At 40.7% G+C, this 18399-nt stretch carries 5 protein-coding genes; all 5 read right to left on the bottom strand.

Features of this window, described 5'->3' with window-relative positions; translation table 11 throughout:
• Window positions 1–74: 74 nt before the first annotated feature.
• Window positions 75–12428 carry a T9SS type B sorting domain-containing protein gene (locus tag KO529_RS21185; RefSeq protein WP_252734503.1) on the bottom strand — a complete coding sequence of 4118 codons (12354 nt, stop codon included), beginning with the start codon at window positions 12426–12428 and terminating at the stop codon, window positions 75–77.
• A 718-nt stretch (window positions 12429–13146) separates the two neighbouring features.
• Window positions 13147–13302 carry a hypothetical protein gene (locus tag KO529_RS21175; RefSeq protein WP_215949858.1) on the bottom strand — a complete coding sequence of 52 codons (156 nt, stop codon included), beginning with the start codon at window positions 13300–13302 and terminating at the stop codon, window positions 13147–13149.
• A gap of 3 nt (window positions 13303–13305) precedes the next feature.
• Entirely contained in the window at window positions 13306–15735 is a 2430-nt protein-coding gene (gene ppsA / locus KO529_RS21170; RefSeq protein ID WP_215949857.1) for a phosphoenolpyruvate synthase, read from the bottom strand.
• A 737-nt stretch (window positions 15736–16472) separates the two neighbouring features.
• A complete protein-coding gene (locus tag KO529_RS21165; protein ID WP_215949856.1) occupies window positions 16473–17366 on the bottom strand; it encodes a PorP/SprF family type IX secretion system membrane protein in 894 nt (297 codons plus the stop codon).
• A gap of 27 nt (window positions 17367–17393) precedes the next feature.
• Window positions 17394–18399: gliding motility-associated C-terminal domain-containing protein (locus tag KO529_RS21160; protein WP_215949855.1), on the bottom strand; the 1006-nt coding region annotated here is incomplete at its 5' end.

Genomic DNA, 18399 nt, shown 5'->3' with positions numbered 1-18399 from the left:
GGTTTTAATTAAGTGTGGCAGTCCAATAAAAAAGCCCTTCGCTAAGGAAGGGCTCATATTCTATTTGAAATATATTATCTGTACAAGGTAAAATGCCCTACAAATTCTCTCTTATCTTCTTCTCCATTCAATTTAATAATGTACCAATAATCCCCGCTTGGTAAATCTACCTGATCGTAAAGGCCGTTCCAGCCTTGTTCATTATCTTTAATGATATAAATCTGCCTACCGTAGCGATCATAGATTTTAATAAAAATGTCTGGAAATTGCTCAATATTCCTCGGAATCCAAAAATCATTTTTTCCGTCACCATCAGGGGTAAAGAAATTTGGAATTTCAATATCAATGAATTCCATATATATCGATGCCGTTGTCTCACAACCGTTGGCATCCACTACACGTACGGTATAGGTATCCGTTCTACGAATATTAAAGACATTGTCCTCACCATTGTTCTGACCATCAAAATAGTACGTATAGCCTTCCTTGCCACCAGTTGCCAAAGCACTGATCTCATTTAGGTTGCTTTGTTCCAAAACGAGTTCCAAAGGTTCAAAACCTTCTACCTCAAAGCTTAGGGTATTGATACATCCGTTAACATGGGCCAGGGTAATATAATGACTGCCAGGTGCCAAATCATTGAAGTTGGCCTCCAACACTAAATCGTTGGGATCTGTTGAATCCAAGGCATACATAACATCTGCTGCAACAGCATCATCCTCTAAATTTAGTTCTATGTAATTGTTGGGAGTATCCCCTGTACATTCATAAATCACTTGTACCTCGGCATTAAGATTGGCTCCGCCTTCAACCGTAATGGCCCCGCTACTAACACATCCATTGGCATCCTTAACAAATAGGAGGTAGGTGCCGCCAGACAAATTCCCATAGACCGTTTTTCCATCCGTAAAATCAGAGTCATTGTTAGAGTTTAATGCGGTGCTGTAAGGTGCGGTTCCTCCATTAATATTCACCGATATAGTTCCGTCCATACCTCTAACGCAAACTTCGGGAGTGGTGGTCAGTTCCATTTCCAGAACGGGAGGCTCTACAATGTTGAATTCTATCAACTCAAAGCAACCATTGCTATCCTGAACAATTACCCTATAATCGCCAGGGGCAAGTTCATCAAAGGTATTATTATCATCAAACTGATTTAAATTGGGGGAAATGGCGTATTGATAAATACCCGTTCCTCCCTCCACATCAAGGACAATGCTACCATTATCCTCTCCGGCACACTGAACGTCCATAATAGTTGGAATGACCATTAGCGCTTCAGGTTCCGAAATCCTTATTTCTTCCGACGTTTCCTGACAGTCCTCACTAAGGACACTTACATAATAAGTTCCCTGTGGAAGATTGTCGAACAGTCCTGTTGCCTGGTATGGTAGTATTTCATTGACCAATCCAGAATCCGAGAATAAACCATATTGATAATTGCCCAGCCCACCATCTGCCTTGGCAACGATCAAGGCTGAACTTTCTCCACTACAGTTTATTACAGCAGCGGATGTATCCACAGTAAGCGACAGGGTTTCTATTGGATTAATAGTTATCTCATTGGAAATAATAGAAGTACAATTAAAACGATCCCGTACATAATATTGGTACTTCCCATCAACAACATTTTGGAATACCTGTGTGTTGGAACCATTGAGTTCATTCATGGCGTTAAAGACAATTCCATCCGTGCTCCATGTATAAGGGCCGGTACCTCCGCTTGCCGTTAGTTCCAATTCAGCTCCATTGCCACAACTTAAAGTAGCAGTAGTCAACAACATACCATTAGTTTCCTCGGGTTCTACGATTTCTATAATGGATGACTCAAACGTACAGCCCATAGCGTCCAATACAGTAATGCTATAATAACCTGCTCCTAAATTTATAAAGCTAGGAGACGTTTGGGTGGCGGTACTTTGTACCAAAGCAGTACCTGCGGCATCCTTATAGGTATTTAATTTATACCTGTAGTTGGAAGTTACGTTTCTAGGGTTTAAACTAAAGGACAATGAAGCATCCTTATCCCCAGAACACACTAAGCCGGTTATGGTTGTAGTTCCTGAAATAGGGTCCGGCAATAATAGTTCAAATACGTTCACAAACGGATTTGAACAACCTAAGGCGTCTTCCACCGTTACGGTATATTGACCAGCTGTCAATCCTTGGAAAAGATTGGAATTAACACTGTATGCCGTAGTGGACACTCCTGTTGCATTGTTGACAATAGTAATGTTGTAGGGTGCAAATCCACCAGTGGGCTTAATACTTGCTGAGCCTTGATCATTACTACAACCAACATCTTCCAAACCAATTGGGTCCAGATCCAAGGCTGCCTGTGGGGTAGCTATAGTAAATATTCTATTTTGACTACAATTAGGGAAATCATCCTGTACCACCTCAACTCTATAGTTCCCTGCTGGTACATTGATAGCTGGGGTAGGTCCAAAGTCTGGAGAAGTACCATTTACAACAGCCGCACCATCATCTGCTATATCTACCGTACCTTTAGTCTCATATATATAGTAAGTGAAACCGCCGGAATAATTGGCATCGCTCATGGTAAGTCTAATTTGGCCATCACCACCAAAGCAGACCACATCGGTTAATTTTTCAACGGTAACGCTAAAAGTATTCGGTTCTTTTACGATATGGGTAACCGTAATTTCACAACCTGTCACCACATTTTCTACTAAAATAGTATGTGTCCCAGCCTGTAGATCAGGAAATAGGTTTGATGCTTGTGGAGTACCCGCTGGCAATAGGGTAAACATATAATCACCAGAGTTGGTTGCATAATTGGTTAAACTTCCAGTAACATCTATACTAATGTCTTCACCTGCATTGGCGCAACTTATAGGGTCCAGTACATTTATCGCAGCTGAAACCAGCTTATCGTAAGGGGGAACGTTCACCGTTACTTCCCCATTACAGCCTTTATCATCAAAAACCCTTACAATAACATCCCCACCTGCATAATCCGTAAAGGCATAAGTAGCTCCCGTACCATTTTGAAGCATGTTGCCAGTAGCAACATCCTCAAACTCAAATCGCACAAAATTGTTGGTGCCACCAGTAATGCTGGCCATATTGATTACTATACTTGCATTATTGGTGGTATTATTGCTGGTACAGCCAAATGGATTTACCAATGGTGGATCAAAGGTAATACTGTTTGGTTCACCTACTACAATAGTGCTCCTAGTGGTAACACAACCGTTAGGCGCTGTAGCGGTTATTTCATAAATATCGGCCGGAAGATTTTCAAAGGTACGGGTCAATGGATTATAGCTACCGTTATTAGGCGCTAAACTATATGTTAACGGATTGTTCCCATTATTAACTTCTGATATAACTATAGTACCATCTGCCGCATTATTACAACTCACATCCGTTGGGGTTGCAGTAAAACTGGGCTGAACAGCAGGAGGTACCTCCAGAGTAAATACCCTAGAACATTCGGGGCTAGAAGTATCGTTATCAAATACAGTAATGGTATAGGTATCTGCTACATTTACCAATTCTGTTACGGGTGAAGTTAATGCCTGTCTAGCGACAACGGTACCCGATGTATTGGTTATTTGATAATCATAATTGCCGGAACCGGTGGTTGCTTTAATTAATATTTCTGCTTCCTCACCAACACCACACCCTAGACTTTTTTCCAAAGTAGCTGTAGCTTGCAACGATGGATAAACATCCACAAGAGCTGAAGCGATACAACCATTACCATCTTTAATAAATACCGAGTAATTGCCTGCCGTAACATTTTTAAATACACCAGCATTATCCAAATAGGTAGTACCGCCATCAATGGAATATAATATGGTAGCAGAACTACTGGATGCGCTAATGGTTAATGTTGGAGTTGTACTACAATTATCCACAACTGTAGAAAATGTAGGGTTTGCCGGTAAGGTCATTGTTATGGAGCCCAATGGATAAGCACAACCATATTGATCAGTAATCTCTACATAATAATCACCGGAAGGTGAGTTGGCAGGTATTTCTACTGGGTTATCCGTTGTACCTGTAACAATTTCATTTGCCGAATCATCTGTAACTCTAAAGGTATAGGTGCCACCGCCACCGTTGATACCGTTTATAGCTATTAGGCCTGGGTTGGCACATGACATATCCTCTAGCTTATTCAAGGTTGCCGTAATAGGATCCAACTCTTCCAAAATAAGGTTTTCCGAGGCAGAGATACATGTATCTGTAACACCGTTTACTTCTGTTACAACAATATAATATTCGTCTGCCGGTAAATTATCTATAATGATTTCCGAATCATAGTCAATAATTTCTCCAGCAAGACCAGAATTAATTCCATTATCACTGGAACGAACAATAGTGCCGCTTAAATTATACAATTCCCACCGCATGTCATCCTCGGTAGGTGCCTGGTTGTCCGTTAGCGTATAAATTAATTTACCATTGTCCATTGAAGAACATGAAGGTTTGTAAGAAACTGTTATATCAATTGGATTAGGTTTTAAGGTTGCTACGTTTTTATCACTTTGCCTAATACATCCGTTATCATCCCTTACGTAGAAAACATAAGTTCTTCCCGGTATTAATCCGGTAAACACTTCCGGGTCCGCCAATCCTTTAGCTGCTGTCCAACCGTTTTCCGGCGCCAAAGCATTAAAGTTTGCAGGGTCATCGGTATAGGTATATTGATATGGGGCCGAACCTAAATTACCTTGAACCGAAACTTCCAGTTCATTACAGTTTTTAATTACCGTAGAAACGGTGATGTTCAGGTCATCCAGAGGGTAACTTATAATATATTTCGGTAAATCTACCCTACATAAGGTATTGCCCGAACCATCTACCGTTCTTACTGATGGTTCAACCGCATTACCGGAAGTTAGGGTATAAGTAGGTGTATCAAAAGTATCCGAGGTTTGCCAAGATGCACCACCATCATGGCTAAATTCCAAGGTTCCGTTTAACGTTAAAGGGTAATTAACAAATCTAAATCCAGTTGCCGGATTACAATCACCGGATAATAAAGATTCCAAATCGGCCGTAAGTTCATCAGGATTTGCTATAGTGATTGGTGTAGTTTCCACCGTACATCCTGAAGCATCCGTAACATTAATGGTATAGTTGCCGGCCGCCAAATTATAGAAAGTTTTGGTAGTATTTGTAACCTTGGCAGTGGTTTCACTGGAAGCGCCTGCATTGTCCAAATCTATAATTTCATAAGTGTAGGGGGCAATTCCGGAGGTAACCGAAATAGCTATGTTCCCAGGTCCATCATGACAATTTGGATCTGTCGGGGTTGCCGTATACGTTAAAGGTGTAGGAGGATTAACGGTAACCGTTTCCATATAAACACAATGAGGGTCCAATGCACCATTATCCCAAACATAAACATCGTAGGTACCGGCATCAGCCGTGGCTACCGTTAATGCATTGCTTCCACTAAAATCTGTTGCTGTAACACCTGTTCCGGTAGGTACAAAGGCATATGCCAAATTGCCATCGCCGCCAGTTGCATTAACTGTGATACTGCCATCTGCACAAGAACTAACATTTACTACATCTACAGTTGCAGTTAAATTGGGTTGTATGTCAATGGTTTTTACGGTAGACACACAGCCATAAACATCTGTTACCTCTACATCATAACTTCCATTGGATAACCCAGAAAAAGTATACGTGGAAGATGTAGTTGGAGTAGGGGATATCCAAGCACCACTATTCAATCTAAACTTATAATCACCATTTCCTGAGGTAACTGAAACGGTTATGGCTGCATTATTTAAACCGTCATAACAAGCTGTTGGGTCAAGATCAAAATCTATATCTTGGTAGCGATCTACTGTTAGAGCCGTAGCAGTAACCACCTCGCAACCTTTTGCATCTTTCACACGAACAAAATAATCACCTTCCGTAACATTTGTAAAACTAGGATTGGTCTGATATGCCCTGACAATCACACTACCTGCTTCTTCCAACTGATAGGTATAGCCTGGAGAGCCACCTGTGGCCGAAGCTTTTAAAGTTGCTCCGGTATTAATACAAGTATAATCTACGGTCTGGCTTAAAGAAGGAACAATTGATGATGGTTCATTTAATGTTGCATCAAAACTTGATGTACAACTTGTATCGCCAACCTTTCTGACCAAAACGTTATAGGTACCATCGGCCAGGGTTGCAGTAGTCGTAACAGGAGAAATTAAGGAGGTTGTCCAATTTACCCCACTATCCACAGAATATTCAAAACCTGTTAAGCTATCATAATTTGACACTTCAAAACGGATTGCACCATCACTACCGGCATTACAACTTGGATCTACAGTCCCCAATAGGTTTGCTTTAAATTCCTTGTTGTCTTCTAAAACTACTATTATGTCTGTTGTTTTTTCACATAACTCCGGTGTTTGGAAGGCTTGTATATCATCTATTACAAGATCGTTACCATAATCGCTGTTTAGGTTACTGCGCAGAACAATATCTACAGTAGTATTCACTCCCGGGTTAAAAGTAACCAATCGATTGTGCCAATCATCTGCACTGGTATTTTTAGGAATTTCTGCAGTGGCAATACTATTGATTACCGTTCCGGAAATATCTACCAATTCTATTAGTATTTCCGGATTATTTCCACTACCACTTGGTGTCAACAAATTGAATGCCCATAACGATATGGTTATATCACGGTTTGGTAAAACCTCAACCCCTCGTCTTGCCCAAAGAATGCCTTTGTCTCCTGCGGTGGTACTAACATCTATAGCTAAAAATCTTCCATCGACAAGTCCACTATGATCATTTGGGTTTCTTGATATTATTGGATTGGTAATGAAATTGGTAACCGTATATTCCCCGTTCACAAGAATGCCGGCAGGACCAAGGTTACAGCTTGTTGTACTTCCATCTTGAGGTTCATAACAATAACCTGGTCCAATTTCACCGATCTGCGTACTTGTACCAGCTCCGAAATTTTCTTCAAAAAGAGTACTTTGGCCCGGCAACAAAGAGCCCGCATAGCCCACTGTAATTGTTTGTGTACCATTGGATACACCAGTAAATACATTATTGTCCGCAGGTGTATTATCGGTACCGTTTAATTTATAGGTATATGTAAAGTCCGTAGTATTGGATGTATTTATAGTTATTGTCCTAGTCCCATCACAAGTATAATCCACGGCGCTTGTAAAACTTGGATCAGCGGTTGCTGCTGGTACGGATAAATTCATATTATATGAACAGCCCAACGCATCCTTTACGACCAATTGATAGTCTCCAGGGGCAAGATTCATGTTGTCCACACCACTAAAATTGCTACCACCATCAAAACTAAAGGTATACGGTAGCTGTCCACCATTTGGATTCAATATTTTAACCAAAGCACCTGCAGGATTACAAGAAGCATCTTCCACTATTGTGGCAGATGCGGTTAACCTAAAGGGTTGGTCTATTTCATAATCCAAGGTCTCAATACAACCTATACCGCCATTGTTACTGGAATCCATAACGGTTATGGTATATAACCCGGCCGAAAGGTTATAAAATGAATTTCCAGTTTGGTAAGTGGTACCACCATCCAAACTATAGCGGTAAGGAGCAGTACCTCCAGTAACGGTAACGTTGAGCGTTGAGGTTGAAGAATCTGCACACACAATTTCAGAATGTGAAGCCGACAAGGATGGTGTCCCTAAATCTTCAATTTTAACTACATTGGAAATAGCATAGCATCCATTACCATCAAAAACAATAAACTCGTATTCACCTGCTTCACTACTGGTACGAAATAAAAAACTTGTAGTAGATTGAAGTGCTGAGGAAGGTACATCTGACGTATTTGTATAATAGTCTGCCCCATTTTTACTCCAAATAGCCATTTTGTAATCTGGACTAGGACTTCCTCCACTTGGTGTTAATGTAGCCATACCTGAAGTACAACTTATATTTTGTGAAGTAACACCGGTTAATTTCAATTCAGGGGTTTCGCCAACCGTTATTTGTTGTGAATCATAACATCCATCCTGGGTACGGGTAACTACTATATAATCCTCGGGATTTATGTTTGAGAAGGTATGGGTGTTATCATTAACACTAGGAATGGAACTCACTAAAGAGCCCAGTCCACCATTACTGCCATCGTCCAAACGGAGTTCATAAGAGTAATTCGGCAAGGCATTTAGGACTTGGACCCCAATGGTTCCCAAATCATTACAGTCTGCCGGGGTGGTACTAAGGTTAACGCTGAAGTCACGTTCCTGAATACCAATATCTTCTGTTTCAAAAATACAACTGCCTTCTATTGGGGTATTGTCACTTGGGTCCAACTGTGTAATTTGCACCTTATAGGTACCACTTGTTGCAATGTTAAAGTTGGGACCATTGTTATCCGAAAAAGGAATAATAATGTTATCTGTAGCGCTATCCACCAATTGAAATCCATAACCGGAAGCTACATTGGTCATTCTAATGTTTCCAGGGGTAGTACAAAGAATATCGGAAGCATTATAGTTCAGATCTATATTGTTTTTAAAGACATTGAAATAGAAGCGGCTAAAACAACCGTATTGGTAATTGATGACCACTCTATATTCCCCGCTTTCCGTAAGAGTAAAATTATCTTGCTCCACCAATGTATTCCAGGTACATGTACCATTCTTGTTGGCGCAATCGTCACCGGTATCATCACAGCTGGTTTCGTCCAATTTCTGCCAAACAATACTTTCGGCATCGGTTATACCCAATTGGATAAGTGCCTCATCATTAGCCCCACATAAAAAAATCTTAGGTAGTATACTACCATCAATAGAGCAGGTAACGATTTCCCCCTGCATATCATTATCGGGGTTGTTATCGGCATTTACTTGATTAAAATAATTTACGATAGGATTGGTCTGTGTAGAGCCAAATCGTTCTACAATAATCCTTTCATCCCTATCGGGACAGCTGCCTCCGGAAGACTTCTCCACTATATATTCTCCAACAAGCGTTACCCGAAGAGTGCTCGGATCATTGTCAGGATCATTATCGTTCAATACGGTGTCGCCCGAATCAACCTGCCCATTCTTGTTATTGTCCAATACCCAGTTATAGGCGGAAAATCCTTGACCGGCCCGTAAAACTACATTCTCTCCACATAGTTGTACAGTCCTTGCCTCGCTACAATTGGCCAGGGCATTAAATATAGAATTACTGGCAACTTCTTGGGTACTTGGACAGCCGGAAATGGAAATGGAGCCGTTCTCGTCTGTAAAAACCTGTGTATTTGTTGCTCCCTGATAGGTTGAATAAGCACTGTTTTCCAGTAAGGAAGAACAAGCATCAAGATACTCTGAACAGTTTGAATCGGTAGTGAAGCCAATTCTAATACTATATTCGGGATCACCAACTTCAACCAAATTATTAGGTATGCTAAAGTTTAGAATATTACCTATGGCATCATGGGTATAGGTTACTCCGGGAGCATCCGATATATCTACATTGTCGAAAGTGACATTTTTAGGCAAAACATCCCTAATGGTATAGTTTACCGCATTATCATCACCTGTATTTTGAAATCTAAGCACATATTCCAGGGATTCCCCTAGAGCTATTTCTTGTCCATTGATGTCCGTTCCGCCCAAATTCTCAGTGGTATTACCCAAAAGAATTTCAGGGGCCACAGTTTTTATATAGGAAGCAGCGTCAACCGTGCCATCTATTGGGTCAACAACTGGGGTTCCCGTCCCATATTCTCCACCATCACCACCATCGGCATTTTGGTCCCTATAATATTCATTGGCATCACTACAACCATCACCATCACTATCCAAATCTAAATTATCAGGGAATCCGTCATTGTCATTATCACTACATGATTGAACGGAGACTATATTAATTTGTATGTCATCTATAAAATTCCCAACAGATAAATTGCCGTTAGCCGTAGAAACCGCCTCAAATACAAACACGGTATTGGTCTGATTATTGGGTACGGTATAGCTGCCCGAATAGTAGCCCCATGCAGTAGTACCATCACTCATAGTTTGTTGTACGGCGGCAGTTGCAAGGTCTGCTCCGATCCTTACCTGCATAACATCAACCCCTGCACGCCCCCTATGCCTTATGGACCAATTCATTACGGTACCTGGAGTTAAACATAGGTTTTGGTACAAGGCAGAATTTTGGGTAGCATTGAGTTCTACAAATTGTTTGCCGTCAAATGCAGGAACACCAAGGAACCCACTGGACCAAATTTCTATCCGCCCATCAGTTGAGGTGGTAGACCAGCCTTCAACACTATTTTCATTAAGTTGTCTATAGGAAGAGTTTGGAATTACGGGATTTTCAAAACTTTCGTTCAGGATGGGTTCAAAACAAATCGTGGTAGCACATTCAACTTCATCGTAAATTCCATCATTGTCATCATCCAAATCGGTAATATCCCTTACCCCATCCTTGTCAAAATCATTATGAACTGTTATACGTGCAGAGGGGATATCCTCTGTAATATTATTATCTATTTGGTCCTGAGTATTTGTTGCCGTATTGACCAGGTTTATCAAGGGTTCTATTCCAACAATTTCATCCGCTCTAACCTGTATTTCAAGAACAGCAGTTGATCCCCCGTTAAGAGTACCAATGTCCCAGGTATTTCCGGCCCATGTTCCTGTAGTGGTATAACTTGATTCAAATGTAAGCCCTGAAGGTATATTGTCCGTGATTTTCAGATTGGTTAAGGGATTGGAACTATTATTCTTAACTTTAATAGAAAAGGTTGCAGTCTCGCCCTCCAATATTTCGGCCTTGTCCACTGTTTTGGACAAAGCAACATCTTCCTCACAATAGAATGCTGTAATGGGCTGGGAATCATAGGTACAGGGCCCTTTTGTTCCCCTGCAATAATAATCTCCAGCTTTGGACGGCCTAAAAGTGGACTCATTGGCACCAACTACCAGAACACCATCCTCGAACCACTGATAAGCGTCAAAATTCCCGGTAGCTTCTAGAATATCCGCATTGGGCAAACATCCATCACCCCCAACAATTTCCAAGGTTACAACCGGAACAGTATCAAAACCTGAAAAATAACCGGCAACACCTCTAGCACCATTATATCCAAAAAATCCGATCGCCATGGGCCCCGTAGATTGAACACTTACATCACCATTTAGATTAGGTATAAAAAAGGTCTTCCAATCCGATGATCCCGCAACCGGAACCGAAGGAGGCAAAGTAACGGTACCATTGCTATCACTGACTACTATATTTGAATCCGGTGTATTTACAGCTGCAACAATGGTTACCCCTCCGGTGACCAGTGATCCTGCCATATTTCGGATATCCGGAATATTATCCATCACGTCCGGTAACAAACAGTTAACAGGAGCCACGAAGTTAAGACCTTGGGTGTAAACCGCACTGGCACCAGCCAAACATTGATAGGCATAGGCATCCTTGGAGGTTTTCACCAACATGTTGGCACCAACGGTGTTAGAGGAATAGTAGCTGCTCGGTATCTCAAAATATTCTCCATTATTTATAGTGGCAACAGGAGTAGCAGAACCATTGACAAAAATTTGCGTATTATCGGCTGTACCTATTATAATGGGAAATTCTGTTGAGCCATTCGCATTTCCGTTACCCCTTACAAATACATATTCCTTGCCCAATCGGTTTTCCGGTACGGGCTGATCAATACCGGCATCACGGTTGGATGAATTTTCTTCCCTGCCAAAATTCATTGAACCATTACTGATTACAATGTCCTTATCGGAAACTATTGAAGCTCCGATCCATCCATCACGATGGGCTGCTGTTGGTGCGGTACCAATATAAGTTTCAAAAACAAAAGATTCATTTTTGTCTAGGGTAATTTGGTAGGTATCTGCAGTAATCCCGGCCCTATTATTGCCAACCCGAAACTCGCAACCTGGATCGTATCCAAAAAGATTTACGATAGTATTGTCCTCGGTTGCCATGATTCCCAAGGTATTTGATTTCGACACTTCGGACCCTAGGTTGGGAACCCCGCCCCATTTAAATCTTGTTCCCATTGCAACCCTTCCTTTGGAAGTCAGGGATGTTGCCTGTGAAGTGGAATAACCACGGTAATTCACATAAAATTTGTTCCCACTGGGAGATTCAAACCTGAGTCCACTATTGGTCAGGACCACACCAGTGTTTGAATTATCTACCAATGTAATATTGTTGTCCCCGTTTGATAAAGTATAAACCGCCGAATTTGTATTGGAAATAGAAAATGTGGCAATAGGTGTTGTATTGGTACCTCTATAGGCATTTACTGTAAATGCGGTTGGTTCCGGTGTAGAAAGGTAAACCGCCTGTTGCTGAACTGCCTGGTTATTTTTGCCTTGTTTTAAGGGAGGTAGATAATGAAGATCACTTAACTGACCTTTTACGGATATTATAAAGCCAAAGAAAAAAATGAATAAAAGTAAATTTCTGGTCATTCGGTGTGCTATTATTTTGGTTCTGACAATTTATACCTGAAATCAAAACAACAACAACACTATTTATAAGCCAACAAAATGTTGTGAAACCGCTTGAATATGTTGGAAACATTGGTTATTATGTACATTTGGATTCTCCTAAATAAAGGATTTAAATGGCTTGCTTTTTCTGAAATATTTATGGATTTTGAGATACTTGGAAAAGTTAAAATGGAGCTGTTTTGACATTTAGTACAGCCATTTTATTTTTTGGAAATTAAATAAAAATACAAGTATAGTGGGAGTTAACCGGATTTTACCTCTCGACTATTTTATTTTCAATTGCTTAATCGTATAAACATTTAAAATTTGTATGGAAATACCTATTGTTGCCAACCAGACTTGATAGGATATAGGAAAACTTAAAGAAAATTCTTTCTCTTCCTTTGTATTGTAATAAATGGAATGTTGTGGTTTACACTGAAAACCAAAATAAATGGATGATTCCAATGGTGTGGCCATATGCTTGGGAGCCATGTCATAACCATTGCGTTCTGTGATACCGACGATAATTAATTTCGTACCTATAAAGCAATGATCCTAATTTAGCATATTATATTGTTCGGTTTAGAAGCCTTGGAATAGCATCGATATCGGCTGTTTACTACCTAACAAATTTTCATAAAATAGTATTAGCGGAAGGTCCGGAGACCTATCCGCTAATTACTATATATCAATGTTAGGACTTAATTATTTTCTCATAGGCCATCTGGTACAGATCTGTTAATTCCTTATCCGGATTCTTCAGACGAATCTTTTCCAAAAAGGCCAATAATTCTTCTCTTTTGTTGTGTTTGTGGGCATCAAAAAGGATATCCTCTATAGTATTGCTCATAATCTAGTTTTCTATTTCTTGAATTACTTTTAATGTTTTTAACATGGAATCGGGGGTAACTGAAATGGTATCTATACCTTCCTCTATCAGGAATTTCGAGAAATCTGGAAAATCCGATGGTCCCTGACCACAAATTCCCACTTTGGTTTTGTGTTTTTTGGCCGAGGATATTAAGGTTTTGATCATACTTTTTACAGCGCAATTGCGCTCGTCGTACAAATGGGCCACCAAGCTGGAATCCCTATCCAAGCCAAGAACCAATTGGGTAAGATCATTGGATCCGATGGAAAAACCATCTATCATTGGCGCAAACTCATCGGCCAAAATTACATTGGAAGGCAATTCTGCCATCAAATAAATTTCCAGACCCCTTTCACCTCTCTTAAGTCCGTTTTCCTCCATAATCTTCAATACTTTGACCAATTCTTGGGGGGTCCTACAAAATGGAATCATTATGGTTATGTTTTCCAGACCAAATTCATCCCTTACTTTTTTTAGGGCTTTACATTCCAGTACAAAAGCCTCCCTAAAAGTCTCGGAATAATAGCGTGAAGCTCCCCTCCAACCGATCATTGGGTTTTCTTCCCGGGGTTCAAAATAACTACCCCCCAATAGGTTGAAATACTCATTGGTCTTGAAATCGGATAATCTGGTAATCACTCTATTAGGATAAAACGCAGCCCCGATCTTGCCGATGCCCTGTGCCAATTTATTGATGAAAAAGGCTTCCTCGGATTCATATCCTTTGATCAATTCAGCTATGGACGCGGAAAGGGCCGGATCGTTCAAGGTCTTGTGCTTCAACAAAGCTAAGGGGTGCACCTTTATATAATTGTTTATGATAAATTCTTCCCTGGCCAATCCAACTCCGGCATTTGGAATTTTCCTATACTGAAAGGCCAGTTCCGGCGAACCAATATTCATCAGGACCGGGGTCTTGGTCTTTGGAAATTCTGTATATGCCGTTTCGTGGAGCTTGTATTTTATTTTTCCTTGGTACACCTTTCCTACATTACCTTCTGCACAGGACACGGTAATGTCCTGTCCATTTTCAAGTAGGGTAGTGGCATTGGCTGCACCCACTATGGCAGGGATACCAATTTCGCGCGCCACAATAGCGGCATGGCAGGTTCTACCTCCTTTTTCGGTAATAATGGCCGAGGCTTTTTTCATTAATGGTTCCCAATCCGGATCGGTCATTTCGGTAACCAGCACATCGCCCTCCTTAAAATCTATTTCATCGGCACTGCCATCCCTTCCATCCAAGGTAAAAATTCTGTATACCTTGCCATTTCCGATCTTATCTCCCACGGCAACCCCTTCCAGAAGAAGTTTTTCCGCCAGTTGATCCTCGTCTTCAATTTCATATTCCTTTATACTCTCTGTCTGTTCCTGGGAATGGATGGTCTCTGGACGGGCCTGAACAATATACAATTCATTGGAAAGTCCATCAATGGCCCATTCTATATCCATTGGGCACCAGGAGCCTCTTACAGAACTGTAATAATTTTCAATTTTTTGTACCCATTGGGCAAGTTGTATTATTTGTGGATCCTTTAAACAAAAGGAATCTTGGATCTTTTGATCTACGGGAACCTGTTTTACCGTTTCAAACGGTTTGTTCCCATACACCATTTTATGTGTTTTCTTGCCTAATTTTTTATCGATAATGGCATTAAACCCTTGTTCCAATGTAGGTTTGAACACTATAAACTCATCCGGAGAAATCTCCCCGCCCACAACGAGTTCGCCCAACCCATATGCGCCGTTGATCAGTACCACATCCTTAAATCCACTTTCCGTATCCAATGAAAACGCAACTCCGGAAGAACCCAGATCGGAACGAACCATTTTTTGCACACAAACCGATAGTTTAATGGTAAAATGATCAAAATTCCTGGAAGAGCGATAAGAAATGGCCCTGTCCGTGTATAAAGAGGCAAAACAGCTTCTAATGGCCGTCAACAACATTTCCCCTCCGCGAATATTCAAATAAGTGGATTGTTGTCCTGCAAAGGAAGCGTCCGGCAGATCCTCGGCCGTTGCGGAAGAACGTACCGCAACATCTGTGGCGTCCTGACTGTATTCTTCGGATAGGACATAATAGTATTCCAGTATCGCTTTTTCCACGGATACGGGAAATTTTCCGTTGGAAATCAATTTCCGAATATTGGAACCTGTTTTACGCAGTTGAATAATGTCGGTCGTGTCCAATCCCTCCAAGGCAGCACTAATCTTTTCCTTTAGATTGTTCTCGTCAATAAATGCATCATACGCATCTACCGTAACGGCAAAACCATTAGGAACTTTAATGTTTTGGGCAGTAAGGTTTTGGATCATTTCACCTAGGGAAGCGTTCTTGCCCCCAACTCTTGGTAAATCGTCCATTCCAACTTCACTTAATTTTTGGATGTACTCTTTTTTGTTTTTCATAGCACTAGGCTGGTTAGTGATTTTACGCAATCGTTTTCGTAGATTGCAAAAAAAAATTATTACACTACAAAATTTCATCAATTATTGCATGTGCACAACCAATATTAATTCAATTTATAATACTTTTTGTGCTTACATGCACTATTCTAGTGTATTATTGAAATTTTAGTACTAATACATGTTGTTAATGTAAGCGTTTTTTGACTTTAGCACTTATGGATACTCCAACAGAATAATCAGGATTCAGAACTTGTTGAATTAGTCATGAAATGCACCTAAAAAATCAATGATTATATCAAAAGTGGTTTTGAGTTCTTTCTGGCTAAAACAACATTTTTTGGAAAGTATCTTTAAGCACTAAATATAATCGTCACTATATGACCTTTTTAATTTGAAAGAGATTAAGAATGCCTAAGCCAAGGAACCGCGTTTGGGGAATTTCAATCTGCCAGATCCTCAAATTATAGCAGCGAAGGCCACAAACAATTTCGATTAGACAGAAAAAGACAAAGTACATTATTCGCTGAATATCTCAGTAATACAACTTAGAGAAGCATATGTGGTGTAGAGGCAAAGAAGTTGTGTTTTGCCAAAGGGAGAAAATATGGACATTAAAAGCCACTCAATTCTGTACTCCAAATAAAGAATGAGGACATTAAAAACAAAGGCCGTCCTAAAATAACTTGGGACGGCCTTTGTTTTTAATTAAAGTCTGATCTTTTCAACTATTTCACACACTAAAGACTCACTTTTAATAGAATTTCATGTGTACCATTATTGGTATTGTTCAAGGATGAATTTAATGCGGCTTCATAGGCATACCCGATATGGAGACTATCTGTTGGGCTAAAAAGAACAAAGCCGGCAAAACCCTCATCCAACCTATAGGACGGACCGAACTCAAAGATATTGTTATATTTAAGCGCCAAGGTTAAATCAACAGATAGTGGAGCACTTTCTATATGGCGGATCATCGTGGAAGGCTTAAAAAGCAGATTTCTAGCAATTTCAAAATCATAGGCCCCCATAAGGTACATATGCATTTTGTTCCTTCCCAATTTGGCCGTACCTTCATCTTCCTCCAATCGTTTTGGTTTTAGGATTTTGGGGGCGGAAAAGGCTAGCGAAAATTTTCTACTCTTTACATAAATACCCGCACCCACATTGGGGGTAATTCCTCCGTCTATATCCATCAATGAAGGGTCCGAACCAATACCGAAGGTCGTAAGTCCATCTGTATTGGCATTATAAGAATTCCCGGATGCCTTTATTCCTAAGTAAATATTGGTGTAATCGTTCCATCTTACCAAATACGAGAAATCCACGGCAATAGAAGTCTGGGTCTCAATAAAGGTCTTGTCGTTGACAACACTGGCCCCTAATCCTACTTTCTTCCCCAAATGGGTACTAGCTATAAAACTTTGTGTCTCTGGTGCACCTTCGACTCCTGCCCATTGGCTTCTCACATTTGCCATAAATTCCGTTCTGTGCTCGGCACCGGCAAAGGCCGGATTCACTATGTTCATAGTATACCTATAAAAGGTATAATTTGGATCCTGTTGTGCAGTCATATTTCCTAGAACAAAAAAGAGGGCCAGAAAGATATATATTTTGTTAAATCTCAGTTTCATTTTGTTTTTTAAAAAATTCATATTTAATTAATAGTTAATGAATAACCATCCATCTTTTGGAGCCTTTCCGTTTTTAAGGTCTATGGTAAAGTAATAGGACCCTGGAGGTAATTTTTCTGAACGGGATTTTGACCTTCCATCCCAATCGTTTTTATATCCTATTGCCTTGAACACTTCATGCCCATAGCGGTTATAAACAGTAACTATTGAATTTGGATAGTTGTTAATATCTTTTACGATCCAAGTATCATTAATATTGTCTCCATTTGGCGTGAAGGCCTGGGCAGCCTCAATTGGCCGCTCCCTTCCAATATTGGAATCCCTATCGTTTAAATCTTCATTGGCGCCTATTCCGTCTCCATCCGCATCAATGCTTTCGGTAGGATCGGTAGGGAATGCGTCCTCATCATTAGGAACTCCATCATTATCGCTGTCATTATCATTGGCATCGTTGATACCATCGCCATCGGTATCTATTCCGTTATCCGGAATTCCATCCCCATTTACATCAACATCCTCATCGTCCATTAGTCCATCACCATCATCATCACTGTCAGCATTATCTCCCGTACCATCACCATCGGTATCGGTATCCTCAGCCTCATCCAATGGGAAAGCGTCGTTTACATCCGGCGTTCCGTCATTATCATCGTCCAAGTCGTCCACATCAGGAGTGCCATCGCCATCTGTATCCAATTGGTCACTGTTAGTTTCTTCGGTATCCGGAATACCATCCCCATCGTCATCCGTATCGGCATTATCGCCTGTTCCGTCACCATCGGTATCGGTATCCTCGTTTTCATCCAATGGGAAGGCATCTTCCGTATCAGGAGTTCCGTCATTGTCATCATCGGTATCCTCATTATTACCAGTTCCGTCACCATCGGTATCGGTATCCTCGCTTTCATCCAATGGAAAGGCATCTTCCACATCAGGAGTTCCGTCATTGTCATCATCGGTGTCCGCATTATTACCTGTACCATCACCATCGGTATCGGTATCCTCAGCCTCATCCAATGGAAAGGCATCTTCC

The sequence above is a fragment of the Arenibacter algicola genome (genome assembly GCF_018860365.1).
Lineage (GTDB): Bacteria > Bacteroidota > Bacteroidia > Flavobacteriales > Flavobacteriaceae > Arenibacter > Arenibacter algicola_B.
This window is presented reverse-complemented; position numbering and strand designations above follow the sequence as displayed.

Excerpts from the sequence above, each read along its gene's own strand:
- KO529_RS21175 (WP_215949858.1), bottom strand. The coding sequence starts at position 13,302 with ATGAGCAATACTATAGAGGATATCCTTTTTGATGCCCACAAACACAAC.
- ppsA (WP_215949857.1), bottom strand. The coding sequence starts at position 15,735 with ATGAAAAACAAAAAAGAGTACATCCAAAAATTAAGTGAAGTTGGAATG.
- KO529_RS21165 (WP_215949856.1), bottom strand. The coding sequence starts at position 17,366 with ATGAAACTGAGATTTAACAAAATATATATCTTTCTGGCCCTCTTTTTT.
- KO529_RS21185 (WP_252734503.1), bottom strand. The coding sequence starts at position 12,428 with ATGACCAGAAATTTACTTTTATTCATTTTTTTCTTTGGCTTTATAATA.